Source organism: Microcystis wesenbergii NRERC-220, from assembly GCF_032027425.1.
In the GTDB taxonomy this organism is placed as follows: Bacteria; Cyanobacteriota; Cyanobacteriia; order Cyanobacteriales; family Microcystaceae; genus Microcystis; species Microcystis wesenbergii_A.
On sequence record NZ_JAVSJA010000001.1, the window covers coordinates 96,193 to 120,702 of the forward strand.

Consider the following 24,510-nt stretch of genomic DNA (forward strand, 5'->3'; position numbering starts at 1 on the left):
GGGTGGGGTGGGTATGGCTCACCTCGCCCCCATTGGTAAAAATATATAAAGTTTTTTTTCAAACATCTTTTATTTGCATCCCGATGGGGACTAAATTGCAACAATTAGAGACATAACGCACTGATCTTTATCAATAATTTTTGTAGCCTGAGCAACATTTGTAGGAGAACATAAATGAATATTGCTGTAGTGGGCTTGAGTCACAAGACAGCCCCTGTGGAAATTCGCGAAAAATTGAGTATCCCGGAAGCGAAAATCGAGTCCGCCCTTACCCACCTCAAGGGTTATCCCCACATCCAAGAGGTGGCTATTATCAGTACCTGTAACCGTTTGGAGATCTACGCCGTGGTTACGGATACGGAAAAGGGCGTGGTGGAAATTACCCAGTTTCTCGCTGAAATCGGGCATATTCCCCTTAATGTCCTGCGTCGTTATCTGTTTACCCTACTGCATCAGGATGCTGTCCGTCATCTGCTCCGGGTGTCGGCTGGTTTAGAAAGTCTTGTCCTCGGTGAAGGGCAAATTCTCGCTCAAGTTAAAAATACCCATAAATTAGCTCAAAAGTACAATACTATCAGTCAATTACTCGATCGCCTGTTTAAACAAGCGATGACTGCCGGTAAACGCGTCCGCACGGAAACCAGCATCGGCACGGGAGCCGTATCGATCAGTTCGGCGGCGGTGGAGTTAGCCCATGCTAAGGTGGCAGACCTCAGCGGCAAGAAAATCGCTATTATCGGGGCAGGGAAAATGTCCCGATTATTAGTTACTCACCTTCTGGCTAAGGGTTCTCAGCAAATTGCGATCGTCAATCGCTCCCAAAGACGGGCCCAGGAGTTGGCCCGTGAATTTCCTCACCTACCGCTGCAACTATATGGCTTAGAAGAGATGATGACTACCGTAGCGGCATCGGATATCGTCTTTACCAGTACCGGAGCCACGGAACCAATTTTAACTAAAACTTTATTGACAGAAGTGACGATTTCTGCTAACTCGCTGATGTTAATCGATATTTCCGTTCCCCGCAACGTCCATACCGACGTGAAGGAATTGGCACAAGTGCAAGCTTTTAACGTCGATGATCTCAAAGCGGTGGTTGCCGCCAATCAGGAAAGTCGCCGTCAGATGGCTAGGGAAGCAGAGGCACTCCTAGAGCAGGAAGTGGAAGCTTTCGAGCTTTGGTGGCGTTCTTTGGACACTGTACCGACAATTAGCTGTTTAAGAAGCAAAATTGAAGATATTCGCGAACAGGAATTAGAAAAGGCCCTCTCCCGTCTGGGGACGGAATTCGCCGAAAAACACCAAGAAGTTATCGAAGCAATGACCCGCGGTATCGTCAATAAAATCCTTCACGAACCCATGGTACAACTACGCGCCCAACAGGATATCGAAGCCCGCAAGCGCTGTTTACAATCCCTGCAAATGCTCTTTAACCTCAGTGTCGGGGAGGAATATAGTTAGGGACTGGTAATCCACAAAAATTAAGGGCGATTCTATTGGTCTGTCAAGGTGATTTTGAGGGATTGGGAGCGGATAATTTGGCAGCATTCCCCTATCCACAATTTCAAGATTGACAGACCACTAAGCTGTTGACTCTCTAAATCACTCGTTAAGGCTGTCCATGAGTGCCGGAGTTGGCAGCAGGGAGCGGTATAATTGATAGTTAGGTGTACCTGGAAGGAGTTCTGTGGTATTGATTCATAACTGCTACTAAATGACCAGATGGCAACGTTCCTTACTGATTCTGCTGATATAGCCAGAGTCTACTACTCTTCAAGATTGAACTTGAAACAGCGTAGTCAGTTGGGTCAGTTCTTGACCCCCGCAACTGTTGCGCGTTTCATGGCAGGACAATTCAACAACCTGTCTGGTCCTATTCACCTTCTAGATGCTGGGGCTGGAATTGGAACTTTAACTGCTGCTGTAGTAGAGCGGTTACTGGCAAACCCCGATCAGGTTAGTAGTTGCAGCATTACAGCATATGAAGTCGAACCAGTCTTCTTCCCCTCGCTAAATCAAACCCTCACAGAATGCTGTGCCGCTTTGAACGGAAAAGGAATTCAAGCAGATTATTGCTTGCGGGGGGAGAATTTCATCAAAGCTAGTAGTGAAATGAACTTGCCACTCTTTAAGAAGGTAGTTCCGGGCTTTACTCATGCGATTCTGAATCCACCTTATAAGAAGATTCACAGCCAATCAGCAGAAAAGAAAGTTCTTGCAAGTATTGGGATTGATACTGTAAATCTCTACAGCGCATTTGTTTGGCTTGCCATCGTACAACTTATAGACGATGGCGAAGTGGTTGCGATTACGCCGAGAAGTTTTTGCAATGGCAAGTATTTTCGCCCTTTCCGAAAAGCCTTCCTAGAATATATGAAACTAGATAAAATTCATATATTTGAGAGTAGATCAGCAACCTTCTCAGAAGATGAGGTATTACAGGAAAATATTATTTTTCACGCCCTAAGATCTAAACAAAAACCTAGCACTGTAAAAATAACCAGTAATTCTGAGATGGCATTAGACGAGATTTCAGAATCTAGATATGCCCCCTATGACGAAGTGATTGAGCCGAATGATTCTGAACAGTTTATTCATATTGTTACAAATTCTCTCAAGAATTCCTTGAGAGTTCAAATGAATAAAATGCCCTGTACATTAGATGAGATAGGCTTAGAAGTTTCCACTGGTCCAGTTGTTGATTTTCGCCTGAAATCGTCTTTAAGAAACCATTTGAGTGATAGAACTGTTCCCCTACTTTATCCAGAATCTGTAAAAGTCAGGAAAGTAGTATTTCCTCCTGATAATCCCCGCAAGCCCATTGCGGTAGAAAAAAATAACGAAACAGAAAAATGGTTAATTGAGCCTGGCTGGTATGTTTTGACAAAACGTTTTTCATCCAAAGAAGAAAAGCGTCGTGTTGTTGCTGCTGTGTGTTCTCCTATTGGTTCAAAATCTCTAGGTGTCGAAAATCATCTTAATTATTATCATGCTAAAGGCAGAGGAATGCCTCCTGATGTAGCTAAAGGGTTAGCCGCATTTCTTAATTCAACTTTATTTGATAGCTACTTTCGTCAATTTAGTGGACATACACAAGTCAATGCTACCGACCTTCGTAGGGTTAAGTATCCATGTAAAAATGACTTAATCCAAATAGGAGTTCAAGTTGGGGACAATGACTTAAACCAAGAAGAAATCGATCAAGTTGTACATGAAGTTCTATCAATTATGGATGAAGCAAGCACCGCAGTTCAAGCAAACAAACGAATCGAAGAAGCACTTACAATTCTCAAGGCTATCTCTGCTCCTAGAGAGCAACAGAATGAAAGGTCTGCACTATGCTTACTTGCGTTAGCAGATATTCAACCTGATAAACCCTGGAGCCAAGCTACTGCACCAAAACGCGGAATTACAGAAGAAATGATGGATTGGTTCCGTGATCATTACGGAAAACAATATGCACCAAACACACGCGAAACTGTTCGAAAACAGACAATGCATCAATTTGTGCAGATGGGACTGGTGGTTCAGAATCCAGACAAACCAGACCGACCAATTAATAGCCCTAGGTGGTGCTACCAACTTGATCGGCAAGCGTTATCACTGCTTCAAGTTTATGGCTCTGAGCAGTGGGAAGAAGCTCGTAGAAATTATGCGCTTTCAGTGACTAATTGGTTGCAAGCCAGGAATCGAAATCTGCCCATGATTCCTATAACCTTACCCGATGGTCGGGCGATTCAGCTTTCATCAGGTGGGCAAAATATTTTAATTAAAGACATCTTAGAAAGCTTTTGTCCAAGATTTACGCCAGGGGGCGTAGTTCTATATATTGGCGATGCTGGTGATAAATTTATAATCAACGAAACACAAAAATTCCGAGAAATGGGGATTGAATTAGATCCTCACGGGAAAATGCCTGATCTTGTTATCTATCATAGATACCAAGATTGGCTTGTCCTTATAGAAGCGGTGACGAGTCATGGTCCAGTGAATTTGAAACGCCACAATGAACTAAAGCAACTTTTTCAATTAAGCTGTAAGGGTCTTGTCTTTGTTACTGCTTTTCCCAGTCGTAGGGAAATGACTCGTTATCTTGCTGAAATTTCCTGGGAAACAGAAGTTTGGGTAGCTGATCAGCCCGATCACATGATTCACTTCAATGGAGAGAGATTCCTAGGTCCATATTAGAACCCAGAAAAGCGTTCTTAAAGATATCAGTTGTGAAAGTACACCTAACTTCACCGTTAGGTGGCTTAGGTTTTCTATTGGGACAGTGCTTCTAGGTTATTTTTGATCCTAAATCCTGTTTTGCAAAGCTGATAACAATCAATCATAAGTGACAGTACACGACAGTGCGATCGCTGTAGGGGGCGTTCCCTGATGCAAGTCCTACTGCTCCACCAATAGATTTTTGGGAACGCACCATGCTCATTCATTGAAGCTGTGAGTCTAAGAGTGCGATGTCGAAGCCACTGCCTAACAGTACGTCAATCTTGTCGGGTGCGAAGCATGAAATGTAAAGCACCTTTTGAGTGGAATACTAGAAACCTTCTGCGGTGATTATGCCAATATTGAGGTGATTAAACCCCGCAGTGCGCTATTAAGTTTCATTAAACCTCTTGCATAATTAATTTTTGAGGGTTCAAAAACGGCAAAAATAGGGATTAAATTGCATAAAATCTGCAAATAGACCATTTAATTGATTATTATTCATTCTTAATTCTCCTGACTACTGACGACCGACTCGGCTCTTCTGGTTTCTGTGTGAAAACGAGGTCTATACTGAATAGTTTCTTCGGCGAAATAGTCCTAAAAGTTTTGCCCGATAAGCACTTCACGATTCCATAAGCAAAAATTATCACACAAACCCGACAAGAGCCATGAATCCTGACTCCTGACCCCTGACTCCTAATCCTAACAACAATTTTTGATTTTTACAAGAGGTCTATTTTTAACTTGACGTAAGCGGTCAGGGATTGAGATAATCTAACAAGTATGTACGACAATGAAATCCTAGACTCTAGCAACTCCTTAAATAATCCTCTCGATGGGAGCGCTCCGGATCAAGCAGCGGAAATCCCCCCCGATCCAGAGGAAATGCTGTCATTGCTTACTTCTGCTCATGTCAGCGAGAGAATGATCGCCGCCCGCGCCTTTTGTGAATTGCGTGATGAAAGAGCGATCGCCCCGTTACTAGAAATGTTAAACGATGTCTGTCCCCTAGTGCGTGTCAGTGTCGCCTACGCTTTGGGCAGAAATCCCAGTCTTAACTCTGTGGAACCCTTAATCGATTTACTGACCAGAGATTGGAATGGTTACGTCAGAAAAGGAGTAGTTTGGGCCTTGGGCAACTGTGGCGATCGCAGAGCGATCGAGCCTTTGGTTCATGCTCTTAAAACTGATATTTCGGCGGTGCGATTATGGGCGGCCAGTAGTTTGGCCCAGATTGCCAAGGTCAATTATGAAGATATCATCACCGTCTTGCCGCCTTTAATCGAAGGATTGCGCCGAGATTTAATCGCCGCAGTGCGGAGTAATTGCGCCTGGTCAATCGGTCAATTATGCCGAGAATTGCCCTTCAATGTTATTTATGCCACGGCGATCGATGCTTTGATCGAGGCCTTGGTGGAAGATGAGGATTTAGGTGTCAAGGAAGATGCGAGAGGTGCTTTATTAAAAGTGGGCGACCCGAGAGGATTACAATTGATCGAGGAATTAGAGCTTGAAGGAATTATCTAAACCGCTAATTTTGGGCGTTACGGGGGCATCGGGGCTGATTTATGCCGTCCGTACTCTCAAATATCTACTTTTAGCCGACTACACGATCGATCTAGTGGCTTCCAAATCAGCTTACACTGTCTGGCAAGCGGAAGATCAGACGCGGATGCCTCCAGAACCGGAACTGCAAGAACAATTTTGGCGCGGCCAATGCGGGGTGATGGAAGGGGGAAAATTACGCTGTCATCGTTGGGGGGATGTGGGGGCAACAATTGCCAGTGGTTCCTATCGCACCCTTGGTATGGTAATTATTCCCTGTAGCATGAGTACAGTGGCTAAATTAGCGGGGGGGTTAAGTTCCGATTTGCTAGAAAGAGCGGCCGATGTGCAGATTAAGGAGGGCAGAAAATTGGTTTTAGTGCCGCGAGAAACCCCTTTTAGTTTAATTCATCTGCGTAATTTAACCACTTTAGCCGAGGCGGGCGTTAGAATCGTGCCAGCAATACCGGCATGGTATCACCATCCCCAATCGATCGAGGATTTGGTCGATTTTGTCATCGCTCGTACTCTCGATCAGTTAGATATCGATTGTGTGGCCATTAATCGCTGGCAAGGACATTAACAGTGATCAGTTATCAGTGGGTAAGTTATCAGTGGGTAAGTTATCAGTGGGTAAGTTATCAGATTGGAGTTTTAAGTGAGCAGTATGTGTTAAGTGAGCAGTATTAAATAGCTGGTTATAATTAAATTGAAGATAGATTTTGGGTTCGATCCCCCCTTAATCCCCCCTTAATAAGGGGGGTGTCTGACAGTTTTTAACACCTAACTACTTAAATAGCAGTTTCTTGCCATCTTTTCACTGTTTACTGATCACTGTTTACTGATCACTGTTTACTGATCACTGAATCAAGGGAGGTAAAAATGGGCTGGATTATGGTCTTATTTGCGATCGCTGTGGGCGGATTACTGATCTGGCAGAATCTGGGGGTGATCACTTTGGTCTTTTTTGGCGGTATTATGACGGTAAAACTGCCCCTAGCGGTCTGGGTGTTACTTTTCACCCTAGCGGGAATTATCAGTGGTTTAACCCTGCAATTTCTCTATAGTTTTGGTCGTCCTTTGGCTGCCCCAAAAGCTTCCCCTCCTATAGCCAATAATCCTACAGTTCCACCCCCATCTCCCCGACCTACCTATATTCAAGATACTACTGCTTCTGCACGGGGTAACGATTGGGAAAGAGATAGCGGTGATGATTGGAATTTTGATACACCCCCCCTTCGACGTAGCTCAGGGCAAGCCGAAAAACCGACGACCATTCAGGATCGGGAAGAATTCCCGCCTAGGGTTGCCGATTGTGAAAAAGTTGACCCTGAGCGAAGCCAAAGGGCGGATTTTGTCAAGCCTCCAAGTGACAGTTCTCAAACTGGCTCAGTTTATTCCTATAGTTACCGCACAGCCAAACAGACTCGCGGGGAAAAAGCCGATCAAGTGTACGATGTCAATTATCGGATTATTAAGCCCCCTACCCAGGATCAAAACCAAGATCGGGAGGTAAACAAAGCGGATGAAGAGGAGTGGATTTAACTTTCCCTTCGACGTAGCTCAGGGCAAGCCCCTCGACGTAGCTCAGGGCAAGGACAGAGTGGAGGTTTCTACCTGAATCCCTCAGAGAAGATAGACTTTTCTGGCCTTGTCTCCTGTCTTACCGAAAATTTGGGTTTAAGGTTCCCCGCACGACCGGGCGGCTTTTAGATAATAGGTTGTCAGTTTAATATTTAATGTGTTAGAATAAGTTTATCCTGTCAAGCCTAGCGTAAATGTTTGTCCTAGAGTTTAAAGTTGAGGCTAAAACAAAACAATATCAAGCTATAGACGATGCTATCCGCACCGCTCAATTCATCCGTAATAAATGTTTAAGGTATTGGATGGATAACAAGGGTGTGGATAAATACGACCTATCGGCTTATTGTCGAGTTTTAGCGCACGACTTTAAATTTGCTGGTGAGTTAAATTCCCAAGCAAGGCAAGCATCGGCTGAAAGAGCATGGTCTTCTATTTCCCGTTTCTTCGATAACTGTAAAAAGAAGGTAGCAGGAAAGAAAGGCTATCCTCAGTTTAAGAAGTTTTCCCGTTCCGTTGAGTACAAAACAACAGGATGGAAGCTTCTTAACCCTAAAACCATTCATTTCAGTGATAAAAAGGAGATTGGAACACTTAAACTAAAAGGGACTTGGGACTTAGGATACTTTCAACAGTCTGACATTAAACGGGTTAGATTAGTTCGTAGAGCCGATGGTTATTATTGCCAATTTATTCTTTCTTGTGATGTTAAAGAAGATGTTAAACCATCGGGTAAGTGTATCGGCTTAGATGTGGGGTTAGCTTCTTTCTATACTGACCACGAGGGTAATAAAGTTGACAATCCTAAATTCTTAAGAAAGTCTGAGAAAAGATTAAAGCGACTTCAAAGACAGTTATCTAAAAAGAAAAAGGGAAGTACAAATCGTCAAAAAGCTAGACAAAGATTAGCTAAGGCTCATCTTAAAATAAGTAGGCAACGTAAAGACTTTGCTGTAAAGTTAGCCAAGTGCGTAGTTCACTCTAACGATGTGATAGCCTACGAAGATTTAAGAATCAAGAACTTAGTCAAGAATCATTGTTTAGCTAAATCGATCAATGATGCGGCGTGGTATCAGTTTCGAGAATGGATAGAATATTTTGGAGTTAAATTCGGCAAGATAACGATTGCTGTCCCACCGAACTATACAAGCCAAAACTGTTCAAACTGTGGTGAAATTGTTAAGAAATCTTTATCGACTAGAACCCATCAGTGTAAATGTGGGTGTGTTTTAGATAGGGATGAAAACGCCGCTATCAATATCCTTAAAAAAGGGTTAAGTACCGTAGGGCATACGGGAACTTTCGGGCTAGATCCGATAAACGCTTGGGGAGAGAATACCTCTACTTTTTCAGAAGCGATTCTGTCTAAGCAAGTAATCTCTTTGAACCAAGAATCCCCGTCGCTTTAGCGCGGGGAGTGTCAAAATGGTGAAATATAGGTTGTGCAGACAGAGCGCCATGAAACACACATTATCCGTATTAGTTGAAGATGAAGCGGGAGTTTTAACCCGTATTGCTGGATTATTCGCCCGTCGCGGCTTTAATATTGAAAGTCTGGCCGTGGGTCCGGCCGAACAGATGGGAGTTTCTCGCATTACGATGGTAGTACCCGGGGACGAGGACAGCATCGAACAGTTAACCAAACAACTTTACAAATTAATTAACGTCCTCAAGGTGCAGGATATCACCCAAACCCCCTGTGTGGAAAGGGAATTAATGCTGATTAAAGTTAATGCTACCGCCGATCGCCGAGCGGAAGTGATCGAATTAGCGCAGGTATTCCGAGCGCGGATTGTGGATATTTCCGAGGAAACCCTGACCATCGAAGTGGTGGGGGATCCGGGTAAAATGGTGGCGATTATGCAAATGCTGAATAAATTTGGCGTTCGTGAGGTGGCGCGTACCGGTAAAATTGCTCTGATTCGCGAGTCGGGAGTCAATACGGAATACCTCAAAGCTTTAGAGGCTAAAATGGCAATTTAGGGATATTGGCTATGAATTGGGGTGTTGGGGTTTTAGGGTTTTAGTTGAAATTCCCCACTTCCCCACTTGCCTATTGCCTATTGCCTATTGCCTATTGCCTATTGCCTATTGCCTATTGCCTATTGCCTATTGCCTATTGCCTATTGCCTATTGCCTGTTGTCTCTTGCCTCCAGAAGCTGATAACTGATAAAAACTATGTCTAAGCAGTCGCCGAAAACCCAAATTAGTCAACTTGTCACCGTTGCCGTGCAGAAATTGCAAGGAAAGGTGAATTTTCAGGCGGTAAATCTCAAAAAAGGGGCGAGAGTTCCTGAATTACGCCTTAAAAACGAGAATGGCAGTGGGGAAAGCAAATATCCCCTCATTGGCGATCGCTATTTGTTAGGCCGCAGTTCCAGTTCCTGTGATATTACTATCCGTAATACCGTGGTCAGTCAGATTCATTGTTCCCTACAGCGTGACCCAAAAAATCCCCATAATTTCCTGCTTACAGATGAAAACTCCACCAACGGGGTTTATATGGGTAAACGTCGTCTCAAAAGCGTTTCCCTGCGTCATGGTGATACCTTTACCCTGGCCCCCCCAGACTTAGCCAATTGTGTCACCATCTCCTACTACTGTCCCCCTCCCCTGTGGGCGCGACTTTTGCGCTATGGTTTCTACGGTGCGGGCGGTATTTTCGGTTTATTAGTTTTAGCGATTATCTGGGAAAGTCGTAGAGTTAATGTTTATCCACTCCCTTCCGGGGTGAGCGGTCCGGTGGTGGTTTACCCTAGGGATGGTCAAACTCCCCTCAATCCCATTCGACAGGAAACTCACCAAGAATTAGATAATCTGGGCGATTTTTCTCCCTATCTGCCCCAGGCGGTTGTCGCTTCCGAAGATAGTCGTTTTTACTGGCATTTTGGGGTTGATCCTTTGGGGATTGTCCGGGCTGTTATGATTAATTGGCAAGGTCAAGGCATTCGTCAAGGGGCCAGTACCCTAACTCAACAGTTAGCGCGTAGTTTATTCCCCGAAGTCGGTCGCCAAAATACTGCCGATCGCAAACTCCGGGAGATGGTTGTCGCTTTACAATTAGAAGCGGTCTATAGTAAGGATACAATTCTCAAAACCTATCTCAATCGAGTTTATCTCGGTCTGGCCGGTTACGGTTTTGAAGACGCGGCCCGCTTTTATTTCGATAAATCCGCTAGAGATTTAGATATCTCCGAGGCTGCTACCCTTGTGGCTATGTTACCCGCCCCGAATTTATTTAATCCCATTCAAGATTACGACACTTCCGTACAATATCGCAATCGTGTCATCGATCGCATGGCCCAATTAGGCATGATTTCCCCGGAAGCGGCCGCCAGCGCCCGCAGATCCCGCATTGAAATCAGTCCCCAAGCCAAAAAATCCCTATCTAGTACGATTGCACCATATTTTTATAGTTACGTTTTCGAGGAATTACAGGCTCTTTTAGGGGAGGAAGTGGCGAAAGAGGGCAATTTTATCGTTGAAACCAGTTTAGACCGCCGGCTGCAGGCGATCGCAGAAAAAAGCCTAAAAAATAATGTCTTAAACCAAGGCCCCCGCTATCGTTACTCCCAAGGGGCGTTAGTTACCTTAAACAGTCAAACCGGGGAAATTCTCGCTTTAGTCGGGGGAGTTGATTATCAAAAAAGCCAATTTAACCGCGCTATCCAAGCTAAACGTCAACCCGGTTCCACTTTTAAGGTATTTGCTTATGCTGCCGCCCTGGAACAGGGAATATCGCCCTATAAAACCTATACCTGCGCTGGACTCTCTTGGCAAGGACAAGCCTATTCTCCCTGTGAACGCAGTAGCGGGGGGGTCAATATGTTTCAAGGTTTAGCGCAATCGGAAAATAGCGTCGCCCTTCGCATTGCTCGCGAGGCAGGATTAAGTAATGTGGTCAATGTGGCGGAACGTTTGGGGGTAAAATCACCTTTAAATCCTGTACCGGGGCTAATTTTAGGGCAAAGCGAGGTAAATGTCTTGGAAATGACTGGCGCTTATGGGGTTTTTGACCATGGCGGGCGCTGGAATCGTCCCCACGCCATTAAACGCATTCTCGACGCTTCCGACTGTAAAAATGTGGAGGATTTGAGTACCTGTCGGGTTATTTATGACTATGGCGACGATAGCGATAGAAATCAGCGGGTAATCTCCCCTAAAACCGCCGAAACGATGAATAGCTTATTGCGGGGGGTGATAACTAATGGTACAGGAGGCGCTGCCAGTATTGGCATGGGAGAAGCGGGTAAAACGGGAACTACGAATAATTATGTGGACCTCTGGTTTATCGGTTATCTTCCCCGTCGCCACTGGGTGACAGGCATTTGGTTAGGTAATGATAATAATTCTCCCACTGCGGGCAGTAGTCAACAGGCAGCCAAGTTATGGGGCGATTATCACCGTCAGTTAATCACCACACAAAACTAACCCCAATAGTTCTGAAGCTCAGACCCATTTTAACCGTCTATCCTTAAGATTAGTGGAATCCCCCCAACCCCCCCGACATCGGGGGGTCTTGCCTCTTGCCTCATCTCAACTAACAATTTAAATGGTTCACAGTAATAAGGGTGTCCTAGCCCTAGCTAACACACCCAGTATCTGTCTATCTCAATGGAGCGAGAGGACTCCCGTTAACTGCTACGCGGTTTAACGGGAGATAAATCGCCACCAGAATGAAACTAACGCAGTAGCGTTTCCACTTTCGGGGAGTTTTGATTCTCAACATATTTTTTTAGTTGTTCAACAGTTACTCCACCACAACTAGCCACGAAATAAGCTCCCGCCCAAAAATAGGGTTTGTTGTAGAAATACTTGGCCGCCAAATACGGAAATTCTTGTCTAATTAAGCTACTACTAACTGTTTTAAGGTTAGCGATTAATTTGGATAAAGCGATGTCAGGCTTGTCATCAATAATCAGGTGAACGTGATCCGATTCACCATTGAAATCAAGCAACACGCTTTCCCATTTCGTCAGCGTTGACGCAAAGATTTCTTTAAGTCGAGCTAAGATTTCATTGTTAATAGCTTTTCGCCGGTATTTGATGACGAATACGACCTGAGCGGTAAGTCTATAAACAGAGCGAAATCCATGATTGTAATCGGTTGACATATTAGGCAGTAAGTGTTATAATCTAATTATATACCACGAAACAAACGACAGTGATAACGCTTACCTACCAGTACAAACTAAAGGTAAATAGGCAACAGGAACGGGAGATTGTACATATTCTCGATGTTGGCAAGAGCGTTTATAATTACGCTCTCTCGGAACGGAAAGATTGGTTAAACTCTCGAAAGTCTCTTGCGGATCACTGTTCGCTAGTTTCCGAGTACATAATTCCTGCGGATGAACCTTATCCTAATTACTTCGTTCAAGCCAAAAATCTAACGGAAGCTAAAAAAGTTTACCCGATATTAAAGACGGTTAACGCTCAAGTTTTACAGCAAGTTTTAAAAACTGTAGATAAAGCTTTTTCTGACATGAAATCGAAAGGCTTCGGCTTTCCTAGATTTAAGAAAAAGATGCGGAGTTTTGTTTTTCCTGCGCTGTCAAAAAACTTCTTAGGTGACGAATACTTAAATTTTCCGCAATTGGGAAAAATTCGGATTAGGAAATCTAGGGAGTACCCGTCTGGGTTTGAGCCTAAACAAGCTCGAATTATCCAAAAAGCGTCGGGATTTTACGTTTCGGTTTCTTTCCAATCTACGGAATTAGTTCCCGATATGACAGTGGGGAAGACCTGTTTAGGAATTGACGCGGGAATTGAAAGTTTTGTCGCTACTTCACGAGGAGATTTAATCAAAGCCCCTCGATTTTTGTTGAAAGTACAGAGTAAGCTTAAATTGCTACAAAGACGCTTGAAACGGAAAACTAAAGGCTCAAACAGTTGGTTAAAACTTCAGGAGAAGATAGCAAGATTACATGAAAAAGTGTCTAATACTCGTAGAGATTGGCACTTTAAACTAGCTCATTATCTTTGTGATCTTGCTGATAATATCTTTGTTGAGGATATTAACTTCGTTTCCTGGTCTAGGGGTATCGTTAGAAAACAATCTCTAGATTCGGGCATCGGTAGTTTTATTAACGAGATACTACCGTTTGTTATTTGGAAACGGGGAAAATATTATCTTAAGGTTGATAAAAACGGAACCTCGCAAGAGTGTCCGAATTGTGGCGCAATTACTGGTAAAAAAGCATTATCGGAAAGAGTTCACCGGTGTGATTCTTGCGGTCACATAGAACCAAGAGATACAGCATCAGCAAAGGTAATCGAGAACCGAGGAAAAAACGCGGTCGGACTGACCGTGTTAGAAAACGCTCGCGGAGGCGATTTGACGGGGATCCTCCAGTTAAACCAGGTCGATCTAGTTAAAAGCCTAAGAACCGAGAATCCCCCGCTACACCGCGCGAGCGGTTAGCGGGGGAGAGTCAATCAAACAAGGAAATTAAATGAAGGCGAAATTAGCAGCAGCTAATGTACCAGTAATCGAGGTAATTGTCGCAACGGGGATGTTGGCGGTTGACCAGTCACTGTCATTGTCATAGAGGAGGGTCTTTGTATCGGTGGCGAAGGCAAAACGAATTAATGGTTTAGTAGTCTCCAAGGCCTCGATATTATCAAAAATATCAACAATGATACTGCTAGAAAGATTGGCAGCAGTAGCCGCATTACTAACAACTGGCGGCGTACCTGCTGCTGGAGCGCCCGAGTAATTAGTAACAGTAAATGCAAAGACATCATTGTCACCGGTAATGAATTGGGAAACTATCTGACCACCCTGATTGGTAAATACAAATCTATCAGCACCATTACCACCATCCAGGGTATTCGTCGTTCCCCCGTTACCGGTTAGGGTATCGTTTCCGTCGCCACCGGTTAGGGTATCGGCTCCCAGTCCACCAACTAGGCGATCGGCTCCCGCGCCACCAACTAGGGAATCCGCACCCCCGATACCACTCAGGATATCGTCTCCGTCGAAACCGAATAGGGTATCAGCTTGGTTGCTGCCAGTTATGCTATCGTTTCCATTGGCACCTCTGAGGACGTAATTTTCAGTGCCACTCAAAGAGGCAATACTGTTACTGGAATTAGCCGTGTTTTCTGCTTTAGTAAAGCTTTGACCACCACCAAAGTCGAGGATATGGGTTCCTAAAAAAGTGGAGGAGACGAAAGTGTCAGTTCCGGCAGCAAGAAAATAATTTTGTGAAAAAGAGCTATTATAACCAGTTAGGTTAGCACTCGCCACGTCAGTCTGACCGACTCCGTTGCGAAGTCTCCAAGTGGCACGTCCAGAAAATCTGCCTAAAGAAGTAAGATTTCTACCGGTGACTGTGGTAGGGATAGAAACGGCTAGGTTGATATTTGTTGCATTAGCTGTCCAAAAAGCTGTTAGAGATGTGGTTGCTGTTGGAGCCGTGATATTAAAACCCGTGGTGGAGCCAATCGGAGCAGAAATGGTGATAGGCATAGTTTTTTCTTTGAGTGATATGTTTGAACTTGAAGAGTTTGACAGTCTTCCTCCGATCATTATATACCGAGAAAAAAAATGCAATCATGTTTGCGAGGCTTGTTTCCTGAATTATTGCTAATGGTTAAGTTTTTATCAATTTTGGGTTAATTTTTGGCTGGGTATGACATAAATCACCCCAGAAATTAAAGTTAATGTTACTGATAGCCAAAAAGCGAACTGAGAAATTAAGTTATATTCAGAAGGCAAGGGAGCAATTAAGAGAGCGATAGCGACAATTTGGCTGACTGTTTTGCTTTTTCCCCACCAATTAGCCCCTTTTATGTCGCTATTTCCTGTTAAATTCGGATTAATGCGCCAACCAGCGATCGCTAATTCCCGAGCAAGAATCAAAAATACTCCCCAAGCAGCAATTAAATCCATTTCAATCAGAGCTAAAAGAGGAGCGAGAACCAGCAATTTATCGACCAAAGGATCTAGAAATTTACCTAATTCGGTGATTTGATTTAATTTTCGCGCTAGATAACCATCGAGCCAATCGGTGCTGGCAGCAATTAGAAAGATAATTAAACTTAACCAGCGCTCGATTTCTGTGCCTTGGTGCAACCAGTATAAAATTAATGGCAGTCCCAAGAGTCGCGATAGGGTAATCGAGTTGGGTAGGTTCATTTTTCAGTGATCAGTAAACAGTAAACAGTAATCAGTAATCAGTAAATAGTGACCAGTAAACAGTAAACAGTGACCAATCACTAACCAATGATAACTGATAACTGATAACTGATAACTGATCTTTAGCTGGCTAATTTGAGATCGAAATTACTTTGTTTATTGCCTAATTGTCTGAGCCAACGATAATTATAAGCTAAAGCACCTCGCAGGGTGGGATAAACGGCATAATTAACGCCAAATTCTTGGCAAACTTCCGCTAAGATTGGGGCAATTTGGGGGTAGTGAATATGACAAATTTGCGGAAAAAGATGGTGAACAACTTGATAATTTAATCCCCCTAAATACCAATTTAAAAAGGCATTTTTAGGAGCAAAATCTACGGTAGTTCGCACTTGAAAGATTGCCCATTCGTCTTCGATTTGGTTAGCTGCCGAGGGTTGAATAAATTCGGCGGGTTCCAAAACGTGAGCTAACATAAATACATGACAGGCAAGCACTCCATAGGTCATAAAAGCAATGAGAAAACCGATCGCTATTTCTAGGGGACTATAACCAACTAAGAGAGGAATGCCAATAAACCAAAAGAGATAAACAACTTTTCCGCTCAATAAAACGAATAAATCGATCGGTTTAGGATTGGGAATTTTAATCTCGCCAAAACGATTACAAAAGAGGATGGAGCGCACATCGGAGAATGACCAATAGATAGGAATTATAGCGTAGAGAATCGGGATAAATAAATGTTGATAACGATGATACCATTTATGCTCGGCATGGGGAGTCATTCGCACGATACCATCGCCGTGAATTTCCACATCGTACCCTAAAACATTGGTGTAGGTATGATGGAGATAATTATGACGAAAACGCCAGAGATAACTGGAAGTACCGATGATATAATCGTAGGTCATGCCAAGGAGAGAATTAACCCATTTTTTACTAGAATAGCCGCCATGGTTTGCATCATGACCAATGCTAAAACCGATTCCTGCTAATCCTCCTCCTAAAACCAGGCAACCGATAATTTTTAGCCACCAGATATCGGGACCAAAAAGCACAAATAGCCAAGCGGCAATTACCCAAGTTAAAATCGTGATCGTCTTCAGGTACATGGCAAAATTATCTCTGGTGGGGATGCCGTTTTCGGTAAAATAAGCATCAACCCGTTTATTCAATTCCTTTCTAAAACCCTGATTTTCGGTAAAAGTTACTCGCATTCCTAATTTTTGTCCTAGAAGTTGATCCGACGGCAATTTTTGGCAGCTCAGAGTGAATTTATGAGTCTTTTACTGGTTTGCTAAAGCCGTCTCAGCATAACTGATAATTTCTCATCAGTCCCTCATCTATTGTCAGAGAAAGAGGTGCGCTTGGCAAGGGAATCGCTCAATTTATTTGCTACTCTTGCAGAAAATCCTCGGTTTTTACCTAATCAGATATCAGATACCTGTAGCCGGTGATAGAAATGAGCGTTAGGTACTTTTATACTACTATTAAAGCGATTGAAGGCGATCGAGTTTTCTGGTGCGAAGTACCACAATTAAGAAAATCGATCAATGCGATCGCTCGAAGCGTAGCCAATGATGAAGCGGTGTATTTTTATCTGTGGCAATGGTTACAGAATGAGCCTAATAACCAATTAGTCAAGTCTCATTGGATGGTTTTCTTACAATATCGCTCCTGTATGGTAACTCAAAGGGTCTATCAAAATGTTGGCCATCGGATCGATGCTGATTATGAAACCCTATTCTACTATTTGCTGAATTTGCTTGCCACGGCAATTATTTTTTACGGTAATTTTCAGGATAACAAGACCAAACCGGGATTTTTTCGCTTAATCTTAGAAAAATGGACAGATAAAAAATTGAGAAATACTCTCTATAATTTCCTGCGAGGAGAGTATAAAACTATCGGCAGGACTAATCTCGGTATAGTCAGTCTTTTTAGTGCGAATAAAATTCAAAAAATTTTACGAACATCGGGTATCTTTACCGAGAATCACCTGCTAATATTTAACTGTTTTCGAGAGGTTAAAAAAGCTTCTGTTAGATCATTGGATAAGTGGCAAGAGGAAGATTGGCAACAGGTAATCGATCGCTTGCAGCAGTTACAACCGCAAGTTATTCTCACCGTTGAGGAAGTGCAAGCAAAACTCAATCAAATAGGGGAGATAATGCGTAATCATATCGATCCTTCTTACTCTAGATTTGAGCTTAATAATTATGACGATAATAGCAATTACTTTTGGGAAAATCTCCCCAGTCAGAAGCCAAGTAAAGATTTACTACAACAGCAAGAAATCCAGGAAGATATTAATAAGTTATTAATCACTCTTGAGGATGAAGTTAAACAGATTGTATATTGTTACTATCATCAAAAGATGACGCAAGCACAGATCGCTAATCGATTGGGAGTTCACTCATCTACTATTAGTCGAGAAATAACCCAATTATGTAAAAAATTTTATCAGCTACTCTGTGCAAGGGAAGGCAAAGATTGTCCTAGTTTGTTAAATGAGATTAAATTACAATCTCGGCAAAAACAAGAGATCGATGCTTATCTAGAATATTTTTGTCAGTCCTACTTAACTCAAATCTAATCTGTTAGGAGATACCATGAAAGTCAACCTCGATATTTTGCAACAAATTAACCCGAAATCCCTTTGGCTAACTTTTTCGGAAACAGAGATTAAACAAGCTCGATCGATTCTCGGTCAATACTCTAATCAAACCGCCAAAAATCAGGCTTTGATTAATTACTTGGTGCAAATATGCCTAAGTAATTGGCTGAAAGATAATCTTGATTGTTCCCTTCAAATAACACCTAAAAACCATCAGTATCTTTGGGAGTTTATTAACGGTTTTACTTGGCAAATTCAAGATAAAAAAGTTACCACTATTCCCAGTCAAGCGATTGACATTGAGGGATTGACAATAGAGCAAGAATGGGTTGATATTCCCGATTTAGCGGCAGATTTTTATCTAGGGGTGCAGGTAGATTTAGCAGAAAAATTCCTCAATATCTGGGGTTTTATATCCAGACAAGATGTTAAAAATCTCGCAGAATACGATCCAATTTACCATCAATATTATTTGGACAGTGAGCAAATAATTGATGATTTAGATATTCTTTGGCAGAGTTGTTTAGAGGGAGAGAGTGAACAAGGAAAACTGGAATCTTTAGCAAACTTATCGCCAGCAACAGCAGAAAATTTAATTAAAAAGTTAAGTCAAGTTTCACCCTATTCTCCGAGATTAGATATTAGTTGTCAGCAGTGGTTAGCTTTGTTGAATAATCAACAATGGCGAGAAAAACTTTATCAGCAGCGTCTAGAAATAATCCCCACTAAACTTAGTCAATGGTTGCAGGGAATTATTAGCGATAAATGGCAGGAAATCCTCAGCACTATCGACAATTATCGTCCAATTAATCCAGGGTTTTTGTTGGCTGCTGAAAAAATCAGCAGCCGAGAATCTCCGACAGATATTCAGCGAGAAATTAGACAACTGTATGCTAGTCAAAAAGAGGTGGAATTTTCGGAACATTTAACCCCAGAGGAAGCTTTAGCAAAACTGCAACATCAAACCCAAGATGAAACTATTCGCTGGCAAGCGGCCGAATATCTCTGGAATATTGATCCTCATTATCCCAATGCTGCTATTCGTAAAATGCTCGATGTGGGTAGTCAATTAATGGGTTATAAAATCGCTTTAATGGTGGGAGTTTTATCGACCAGTGACCAGAGAATTGCTGTCTTAATTCGTGCCTATGCCATGGACAATTTTGCCAAGCTACCCCCCGGTTTATCTTTGCAAATTAGCGATGAAATAGGCCAATTAATCCCCGGTTTAGAAGCAATAGCAAGGGAGAAACCCCTAGATAGCTATCTGCAACTTTATTTTCTAGCTGATGCCGACGATCGCTTTAATGTTAACCTAAGTTTAGGGGACAGTAGCATTACCGAGCAGTTTAGTATTTAATAGAGATAGCAGAAAATGTCAAGGGTAAAGACATGAGCAGAGTTGTGATTCTGAAAATTGGTGATGGCAGTTTTGAAACGGGATTTTCCGTCACTCTAGAAATTCGTGACAATCATCTCTTGATAGCACCTTTTGCCGAGGGGAAATTAGTCCCTAACCTTGACATTGCTGCCGCTTTGCAAAATTATCGTCGAGCTTATTATCATTGGGTAGAAAGTCAACCCAGTTTAGGAATTACCGTTCCTCATAGTATGATCACCCATGCAGCGGTAGGTGATCCTAGAGACAACCTCAGAAAAGCCACTCAAACTTTAAAAGATAGCTTAAATGAATGGCTAAATTCCAGTTCTCTGAGTTCGATACAAAATCGTATCTTGTTCCATATAGGTACTGAGTCAGAAGTAAGATTTTTTATCCAAACTACCCACTTTGATTTACAACAAATTCCCTGGGAGTGTTGGAATTTTTTACGGGATTGGTGGAATGATGTGGAAATTGCTCTTACTATCCAGAGAAATCCTCCGATAATTAACCTTACTCCTCCGATTCATGTTTTAGTAATTTTGGGTAATATTGACATCGAAAACGAGCATAATTACCTGGGTTTATCCAGTTTGCAAACGGTCCTAGGAAACCCAGATAAGGTTTATATACAAATATTAAGTCCCAGTTCAGAAGTTCCTCTTTCAACGATAAATATTCAGAATGAGTTGATCAAAAATCCATGGGATATTGTAGTTTATTTAGGTCATAGTCAAACCAGTAGCGACGGACATGATGGAGTTTTTATCATTGATAATGATACGGCTTTATCTCCTGAACATAATTTAAGAAATTCCCTGAAAATAGCTGTTAAAAAAGGCTTAAAACTTGTTATCTGTAACTCCTGCGATGGGTTAGGTATCGGTCGTCAGTTGGCTAATATCGGAGTACCGCATATTATTGTTATGAAAGAACCCATCGCTGTGCGGGTTGCTTTGAGATTTCTAGAAGTTTTTCTTCCCAATTTTCTTGGACATAAATCCCTACAGGAATCCTTAACAAGCGCTCGACAAGAATTAAGATTACATGAATTTGAGAAGGATGCTGCTAGTTCTTCTTTACTGCCTCGTTTGATAGAAAATCCTGAAGAACCACCGTTAATTTTACCTTTACCCCCTGAAAATACGGAGGAAAATCACCAAAATAGTTATGAGCAAAGTTGGCCTTTACGTCTATCTAGTCGCTGGAAACAAGCTCTGTTATTTATTTTAAGTATTCTGGTAACTTTATCAGTTTTATATTGGGGAGGAGTATTTTCCGATGATGCTAGTAAATACCCAGAAATTAGCCTAGGTGAAGAAATATTATTAAAGACAAACCGACAAGATAACATTATTGAACGGGGAAGACAAGCTTTTAAAAATAAAGAATATAAACAAGCAATTCAGCTTTTTAAAAAATCCCTCGATCGCTTGCCAAATAATCCAGAGATTCGCATCTATTATAATAACGCTCGTGCGGCCTATCAAGACAGAAATCCCTTAAAAATTGCCACCAGTGTTCCGCTTGGTAATAATCCAGAAACTGCTCAGGAAATTTTACGAGGTATTGCTTTATTCCAAGAGGATTTAAACGATGAACAGGCCAAAAACCCCGATTTTCACTTTCTACAGGTAGTGGTCGCTAATGATAATAATAGCCCCGTAGATGCCAAAGATCGAGCCGAAAAATTTGTTAAAGATCCGTCAATCTTAGCAGTGGTTGGTCATAATGCTTCTGCTGCTAGTGAAGCGGCCAAAGATATCTATGTACAAGGGAAAATTGTTGCCCTATCTCCCACCAGCTTTTCCCCGAAAATCTCCGGTAATGGCTATGTGTATAAGATGGTTCCCGATCTGGAAACTTTTGCCACAACCTTAAGTGAATACATCCGCAAACAAACTGACAAGCTAATTATCCAAAACCCCACTAATTTAATTTGTTACGATAATCGCTCTGGGGATAATTATAACTTCGCTCAAAAATATAGAAACATTCTTCTCGGTCAGCAGTTTCAAAAAGTCATTAAAGATGCAGATTTTGACTGCAATATCGAACCAAAAAATAATTTAGATCAAGAGAAAATTTATCAAAAAATCGCTCAATACCAAGTAAATATTCTCATGGTTGCTCCCTATATTGACGATCTGAAAAGAGCCGTCAGTATCTTTAAGCAACGTCCCGCACAACAGTTAAACTTAGTGATTTTAGGTTCCCCCACCTTTCAAAGTTATCTCACCCTTGCAGAAGGTAAACAAGGAGTAGAAAATTTAGTTATCACCGTGCCTTGGTATGATCTCAAACAAGATAATTATATCCACAGTTTTTGGCAAAATAAGATCAATGTTTGGCGCACTCCCATGGCCTACGATGCGACTAAAGTTATCCTCACCGCTTTGCGACAGTTATACCAACAAGGACAAAAATTCGATCGAGAATTATTAAATCAAGTTTTAAGAAACGATTTTTCTATCGAAGGAATGACTGGCACTGTTAGATTCGATGAGAATGGTGTCCGCAACATGAACAATAATCCTGATGATCGCCGCTACTTGATTCTACAGGTCAAAAAGGGTCAATTTGTCCCCCTCGCTCCCATTAAATCTGCCGGTTCAGTCTAAACCTTCCTATCCTTGTCAAGACTTTTTACAAAACTTAACCTTACCCACTGCATTAAAGTTGGCCATCACTCCTAATTAACAGGTAACACCTCTAGGAGACAAACGGCATGAAATTGTTAAAAAAATTAACCCCAAAAGCCTTGATTTTTTGGCTGATCGGTGATAAGGCAGGAAATTCTCTCGTTGCGATCTGGAATTGGTTGTGGGGTATTCCCATCGAATCCGGCGGCAAAATTGCCGTAGAATCGGCCAGAGAATCCCTAGAATCGATGCAAAAATCCCTAGCGGAATTAACAGAATCGGTGGCGCAAGTAGTAGCAGCCCAGCAATCGGCCCAAGCACAATACGAGGCAAAAAAACAGGAACACACAAACTACTTGCAACAGGCTGTCACCGCTCAAAAAAAAGGTCTTCAAGAAGCGGCAAGACTAGCTATGGTTAAGGTTCTCTCCCTAGAAAAAATTCTACCCGCTATGAAAGATCGGGTCGATAATGCCGAAAAAGTAGTCATTGCTGCTAAGGAAAAACTTCGTAAAGAGCAGGAAAAAATCGAGCATTATAAGTTAGAAATGAGCAACTTAAAAGCGATTAGTTCCATGAATGAGGCTTTAGGCAAAATAAACGAATTTGATAGTAGTCTCAACCTCAATACCTCCCGCGATCGCTTTGAGGATGCCAATGAAGCGATTAAAGACCGTTATCGAAAAGAAAACGCCTATAGTGAATTAAGCGAGAACTATAGCGAGAAATTAGCTCAAGAAATCGATTTATTAAGCCTTGATGACGAAATTAACCGCCGTTTAGCCGAATTCAATCAGCAAAGTTAAGGAGTAAAGCAATGACAAAGACTGGCAAAAAAGCGGGTTTACCGCCAATTTTCTATGTTTTACTGGGGTTGATCGGTTGGTTTCTTTTTCCCCAAATATTGGCAATATTTGCCCCAAAAGCCGATAATAATCCCCGCATGAGTTACGGCAATCATCTCCTGATCAAAACTAATTCTAACACCACCAAAGAATCAGCGATCGCTGCCATTGCTCAAGGTGATCACCAAGAAGCAGAGCAACTCCTGCAAAAATCCCTCGCTCAACATCCCAACGATCCCGAAAGCGTAATTTATCTAAGCAACCTGCAAACTGGCTCAAATCCCTTCAAAATCGCCGTTGTTGTGCCAGCAACAACTAATCCCAACGTCGCTCAGGAAATATTGCGAGGAGTCGCCAGCGCACAAACCCAGATCAATCAACAGGGAGGGATCAACGGCAGAAAACTGATGGTTATCGTGGTTAATGACGATAATCAGCCGCAGATATCGAAAGAGGTAGCCGGTGAATTAGTCAAAAATCCCGATATTATCGCCGTTATCGGTCATAATGCCTCCGATGCCAGTTTAGCCGCCGCTCCTATCTACGAAAAAGGCGGTTTGGTGATGATTTCTCCCACCTCCCTGGCTAATAATCTCTCCGGTGCGGGAAATTATATCTTTCGTCTGGTGGCTTCTAACGGCAAAATTACGGAAACCTTAGCAAATTACATAGTAAATACTGCTAAAGTCCAGAAAATTGCTTTTTGCTACGATTCTCAAGCTCCTGATAATATTTCCTTTAAAGATGAGTTGATGGCTAATGTGGCGAAAAAAGGCGGTCAAATTGTGCCGATAGTCTGTGATCTGAGTGTCCCCAATTTTAAGGCCGATCAAGCTCTTAATCAGGCGATTTCTGGGGGTGCTAACGGTCTATTTGTCGTCGCTCATGTTGATCGTCTCGATCCCGTTTTTGAGGTTATTCGCTCCAATCGTCAGCGTTTGCCTCTGTTTAGTAGTCCCACCCTCTACAATATTCGTACCCTCGAAGATGGCGGCAAAAACGCCCAAGGTTTAACCCTTGCCGCACCCTGGCACCCCTCGGTTAACCAGACTTTTGCCAATCTTATGCAGGAACAGTGGCGCGGTCCGGTCAGTTGGCGCACAGCCACCAGTTTTGACGCTACACGGGTGATTATTGCCGGTTTAAGGGAAAATACCCATCGTCAGGGCCTACAATCCCTGCTGCGTTCCGCCAATTTTCATCAAACAGGGGCCACCGGAAAAATTAGCTTTGATCCTAATACTGGCGATCGCATCGGTCAACCGGTGTTAATTCAAGTGCGATCGACTCCCTCCGGTGAGCAGTTTGTCCCTTTACCTTGAAAAGTCCCCAGTCCACAAAAGTCGGGAGAGCTGCCAACTCTCCCCCCCAAAAAATGAGCAAAAATTACAATTATTTCAATGTTCAACCCTGAGAAAGAAATGAATGGCTAATATGTTAAAATATGCCTAAGTAGGTAGGTTTTAAAAATTGTCAGATCCCCCCTTAATAAGGGGAGCAGGGGGCATCCGCACCCCCCTTATTAAGGGGGGCAGGGGGGATC

18 protein-coding genes are annotated in these 24,510 nt (G+C 42.6%); 14 read left to right on the forward strand and 4 right to left on the reverse strand.

From position 1 onward, the window contains the following. Window positions 1-174 precede the first annotated feature (174 nt). The 8 genes from RAM70_RS00475 (at window position 175) to RAM70_RS00510 (ending at window position 11,770) form a co-directional block, all read left to right on the forward strand. Window positions 175-1,461, forward strand: a complete 1,287-nt coding sequence (locus RAM70_RS00475; protein ID WP_288000209.1) for a glutamyl-tRNA reductase — start codon at window positions 175-177, stop codon at window positions 1,459-1,461. 381 nt (window positions 1,462-1,842) lie between these two features. After that, entirely contained in the window at window positions 1,843-4,188 is a 2,346-nt protein-coding gene (locus tag RAM70_RS00480; RefSeq protein WP_312671947.1) for a BsuBI/PstI family type II restriction endonuclease, read from the forward strand. A gap of 807 nt (window positions 4,189-4,995) precedes the next feature. Then, on the forward strand, window positions 4,996-5,739 hold the full coding sequence (locus RAM70_RS00485) for a HEAT repeat domain-containing protein (protein WP_312671948.1): 744 nt from the start codon (window positions 4,996-4,998) through the stop codon (window positions 5,737-5,739). Then, a complete protein-coding gene (locus RAM70_RS00490) occupies window positions 5,723-6,340 on the forward strand; it encodes a flavin prenyltransferase UbiX (RefSeq protein WP_149973923.1) in 618 nt (205 codons plus the stop codon). The genes RAM70_RS00485 and RAM70_RS00490 overlap by 17 nt, the downstream gene beginning before the upstream one ends. 299 nt (window positions 6,341-6,639) lie before the next feature. Next, complete coding sequence (locus RAM70_RS00495) at window positions 6,640-7,302, forward strand: LapA family protein (protein WP_045360301.1); 663 nt, start codon at window positions 6,640-6,642, stop codon at window positions 7,300-7,302. A 233-nt stretch (window positions 7,303-7,535) separates the two neighbouring features. Then, on the forward strand, window positions 7,536-8,747 hold the full coding sequence (locus RAM70_RS00500; RefSeq protein ID WP_045360299.1) for an RNA-guided endonuclease InsQ/TnpB family protein: 1,212 nt from the start codon (window positions 7,536-7,538) through the stop codon (window positions 8,745-8,747). 49 nt (window positions 8,748-8,796) lie between these two features. Next, window positions 8,797-9,321, forward strand: a complete 525-nt coding sequence (gene ilvN, locus RAM70_RS00505; protein ID WP_045360298.1) for an acetolactate synthase small subunit — start codon at window positions 8,797-8,799, stop codon at window positions 9,319-9,321. A 196-nt stretch (window positions 9,322-9,517) separates the two neighbouring features. Next, a complete protein-coding gene (locus RAM70_RS00510; protein WP_045360296.1) occupies window positions 9,518-11,770 on the forward strand; it encodes a PBP1A family penicillin-binding protein in 2,253 nt (750 codons plus the stop codon). Window positions 11,771-12,021: 251 nt separating this feature from the next. Here the strand turns inward: RAM70_RS00510 and tnpA are convergent, their stop codons facing one another. Further along, a complete protein-coding gene (gene tnpA / locus RAM70_RS00515; RefSeq protein ID WP_190381759.1) occupies window positions 12,022-12,453 on the reverse strand; it encodes an IS200/IS605 family transposase in 432 nt (143 codons plus the stop codon). 50 nt (window positions 12,454-12,503) lie between these two features. On the opposite strand from tnpA, the gene RAM70_RS00520 reads away from it, so the two are divergent. After that, on the forward strand, window positions 12,504-13,763 hold the full coding sequence (locus tag RAM70_RS00520) for an RNA-guided endonuclease InsQ/TnpB family protein (RefSeq protein WP_045360293.1): 1,260 nt from the start codon (window positions 12,504-12,506) through the stop codon (window positions 13,761-13,763). A gap of 27 nt (window positions 13,764-13,790) precedes the next feature. On the opposite strand, the gene RAM70_RS00525 is transcribed toward RAM70_RS00520, so the two are convergent. The 3 genes from RAM70_RS00525 to RAM70_RS00535 form a co-directional block, all read right to left on the reverse strand. After that, on the reverse strand, window positions 13,791-14,813 hold the full coding sequence (locus tag RAM70_RS00525; RefSeq protein WP_312671949.1) for a calcium-binding protein: 1,023 nt from the start codon (window positions 14,811-14,813) through the stop codon (window positions 13,791-13,793). A gap of 135 nt (window positions 14,814-14,948) precedes the next feature. Then, window positions 14,949-15,482, reverse strand: a complete 534-nt coding sequence (gene pgsA, locus RAM70_RS00530) for a CDP-diacylglycerol--glycerol-3-phosphate 3-phosphatidyltransferase (protein WP_045360290.1) — start codon at window positions 15,480-15,482, stop codon at window positions 14,949-14,951. 122 nt (window positions 15,483-15,604) lie between these two features. Next, complete coding sequence (locus tag RAM70_RS00535) at window positions 15,605-16,699, reverse strand: fatty acid desaturase family protein (RefSeq protein WP_312675761.1); 1,095 nt, start codon at window positions 16,697-16,699, stop codon at window positions 15,605-15,607. A 245-nt stretch (window positions 16,700-16,944) separates the two neighbouring features. Between RAM70_RS00535 and RAM70_RS00540 the strand changes: the two genes are divergently transcribed. From RAM70_RS00540 to RAM70_RS00560, 5 genes are all read left to right on the forward strand, one after another. Then, window positions 16,945-18,078 carry a sigma factor-like helix-turn-helix DNA-binding protein gene (locus RAM70_RS00540; protein WP_190380728.1) on the forward strand — a complete coding sequence of 378 codons (1,134 nt, stop codon included), beginning with the start codon at window positions 16,945-16,947 and terminating at the stop codon, window positions 18,076-18,078. A gap of 16 nt (window positions 18,079-18,094) precedes the next feature. Beyond that, the gene (locus RAM70_RS00545) at window positions 18,095-19,459 is read left to right on the forward strand and encodes a DUF1822 family protein (protein ID WP_190380729.1); all 1,365 of its coding nucleotides are present in this window, start codon (window positions 18,095-18,097) and stop codon (window positions 19,457-19,459) included. A gap of 32 nt (window positions 19,460-19,491) precedes the next feature. Continuing rightward, window positions 19,492-22,101, forward strand: coding sequence for an ABC transporter substrate-binding protein (locus tag RAM70_RS00550; RefSeq protein WP_312671950.1), 2,610 nt, complete (start codon window positions 19,492-19,494; stop codon window positions 22,099-22,101). A gap of 107 nt (window positions 22,102-22,208) precedes the next feature. Beyond that, on the forward strand, window positions 22,209-22,928 hold the full coding sequence (locus RAM70_RS00555; RefSeq protein WP_312671951.1) for a PspA/IM30 family protein: 720 nt from the start codon (window positions 22,209-22,211) through the stop codon (window positions 22,926-22,928). A gap of 11 nt (window positions 22,929-22,939) precedes the next feature. Further along, complete coding sequence (locus tag RAM70_RS00560; RefSeq protein WP_312671952.1) at window positions 22,940-24,289, forward strand: ABC transporter substrate-binding protein; 1,350 nt, start codon at window positions 22,940-22,942, stop codon at window positions 24,287-24,289. Window positions 24,290-24,510 lie beyond the last annotated feature (221 nt).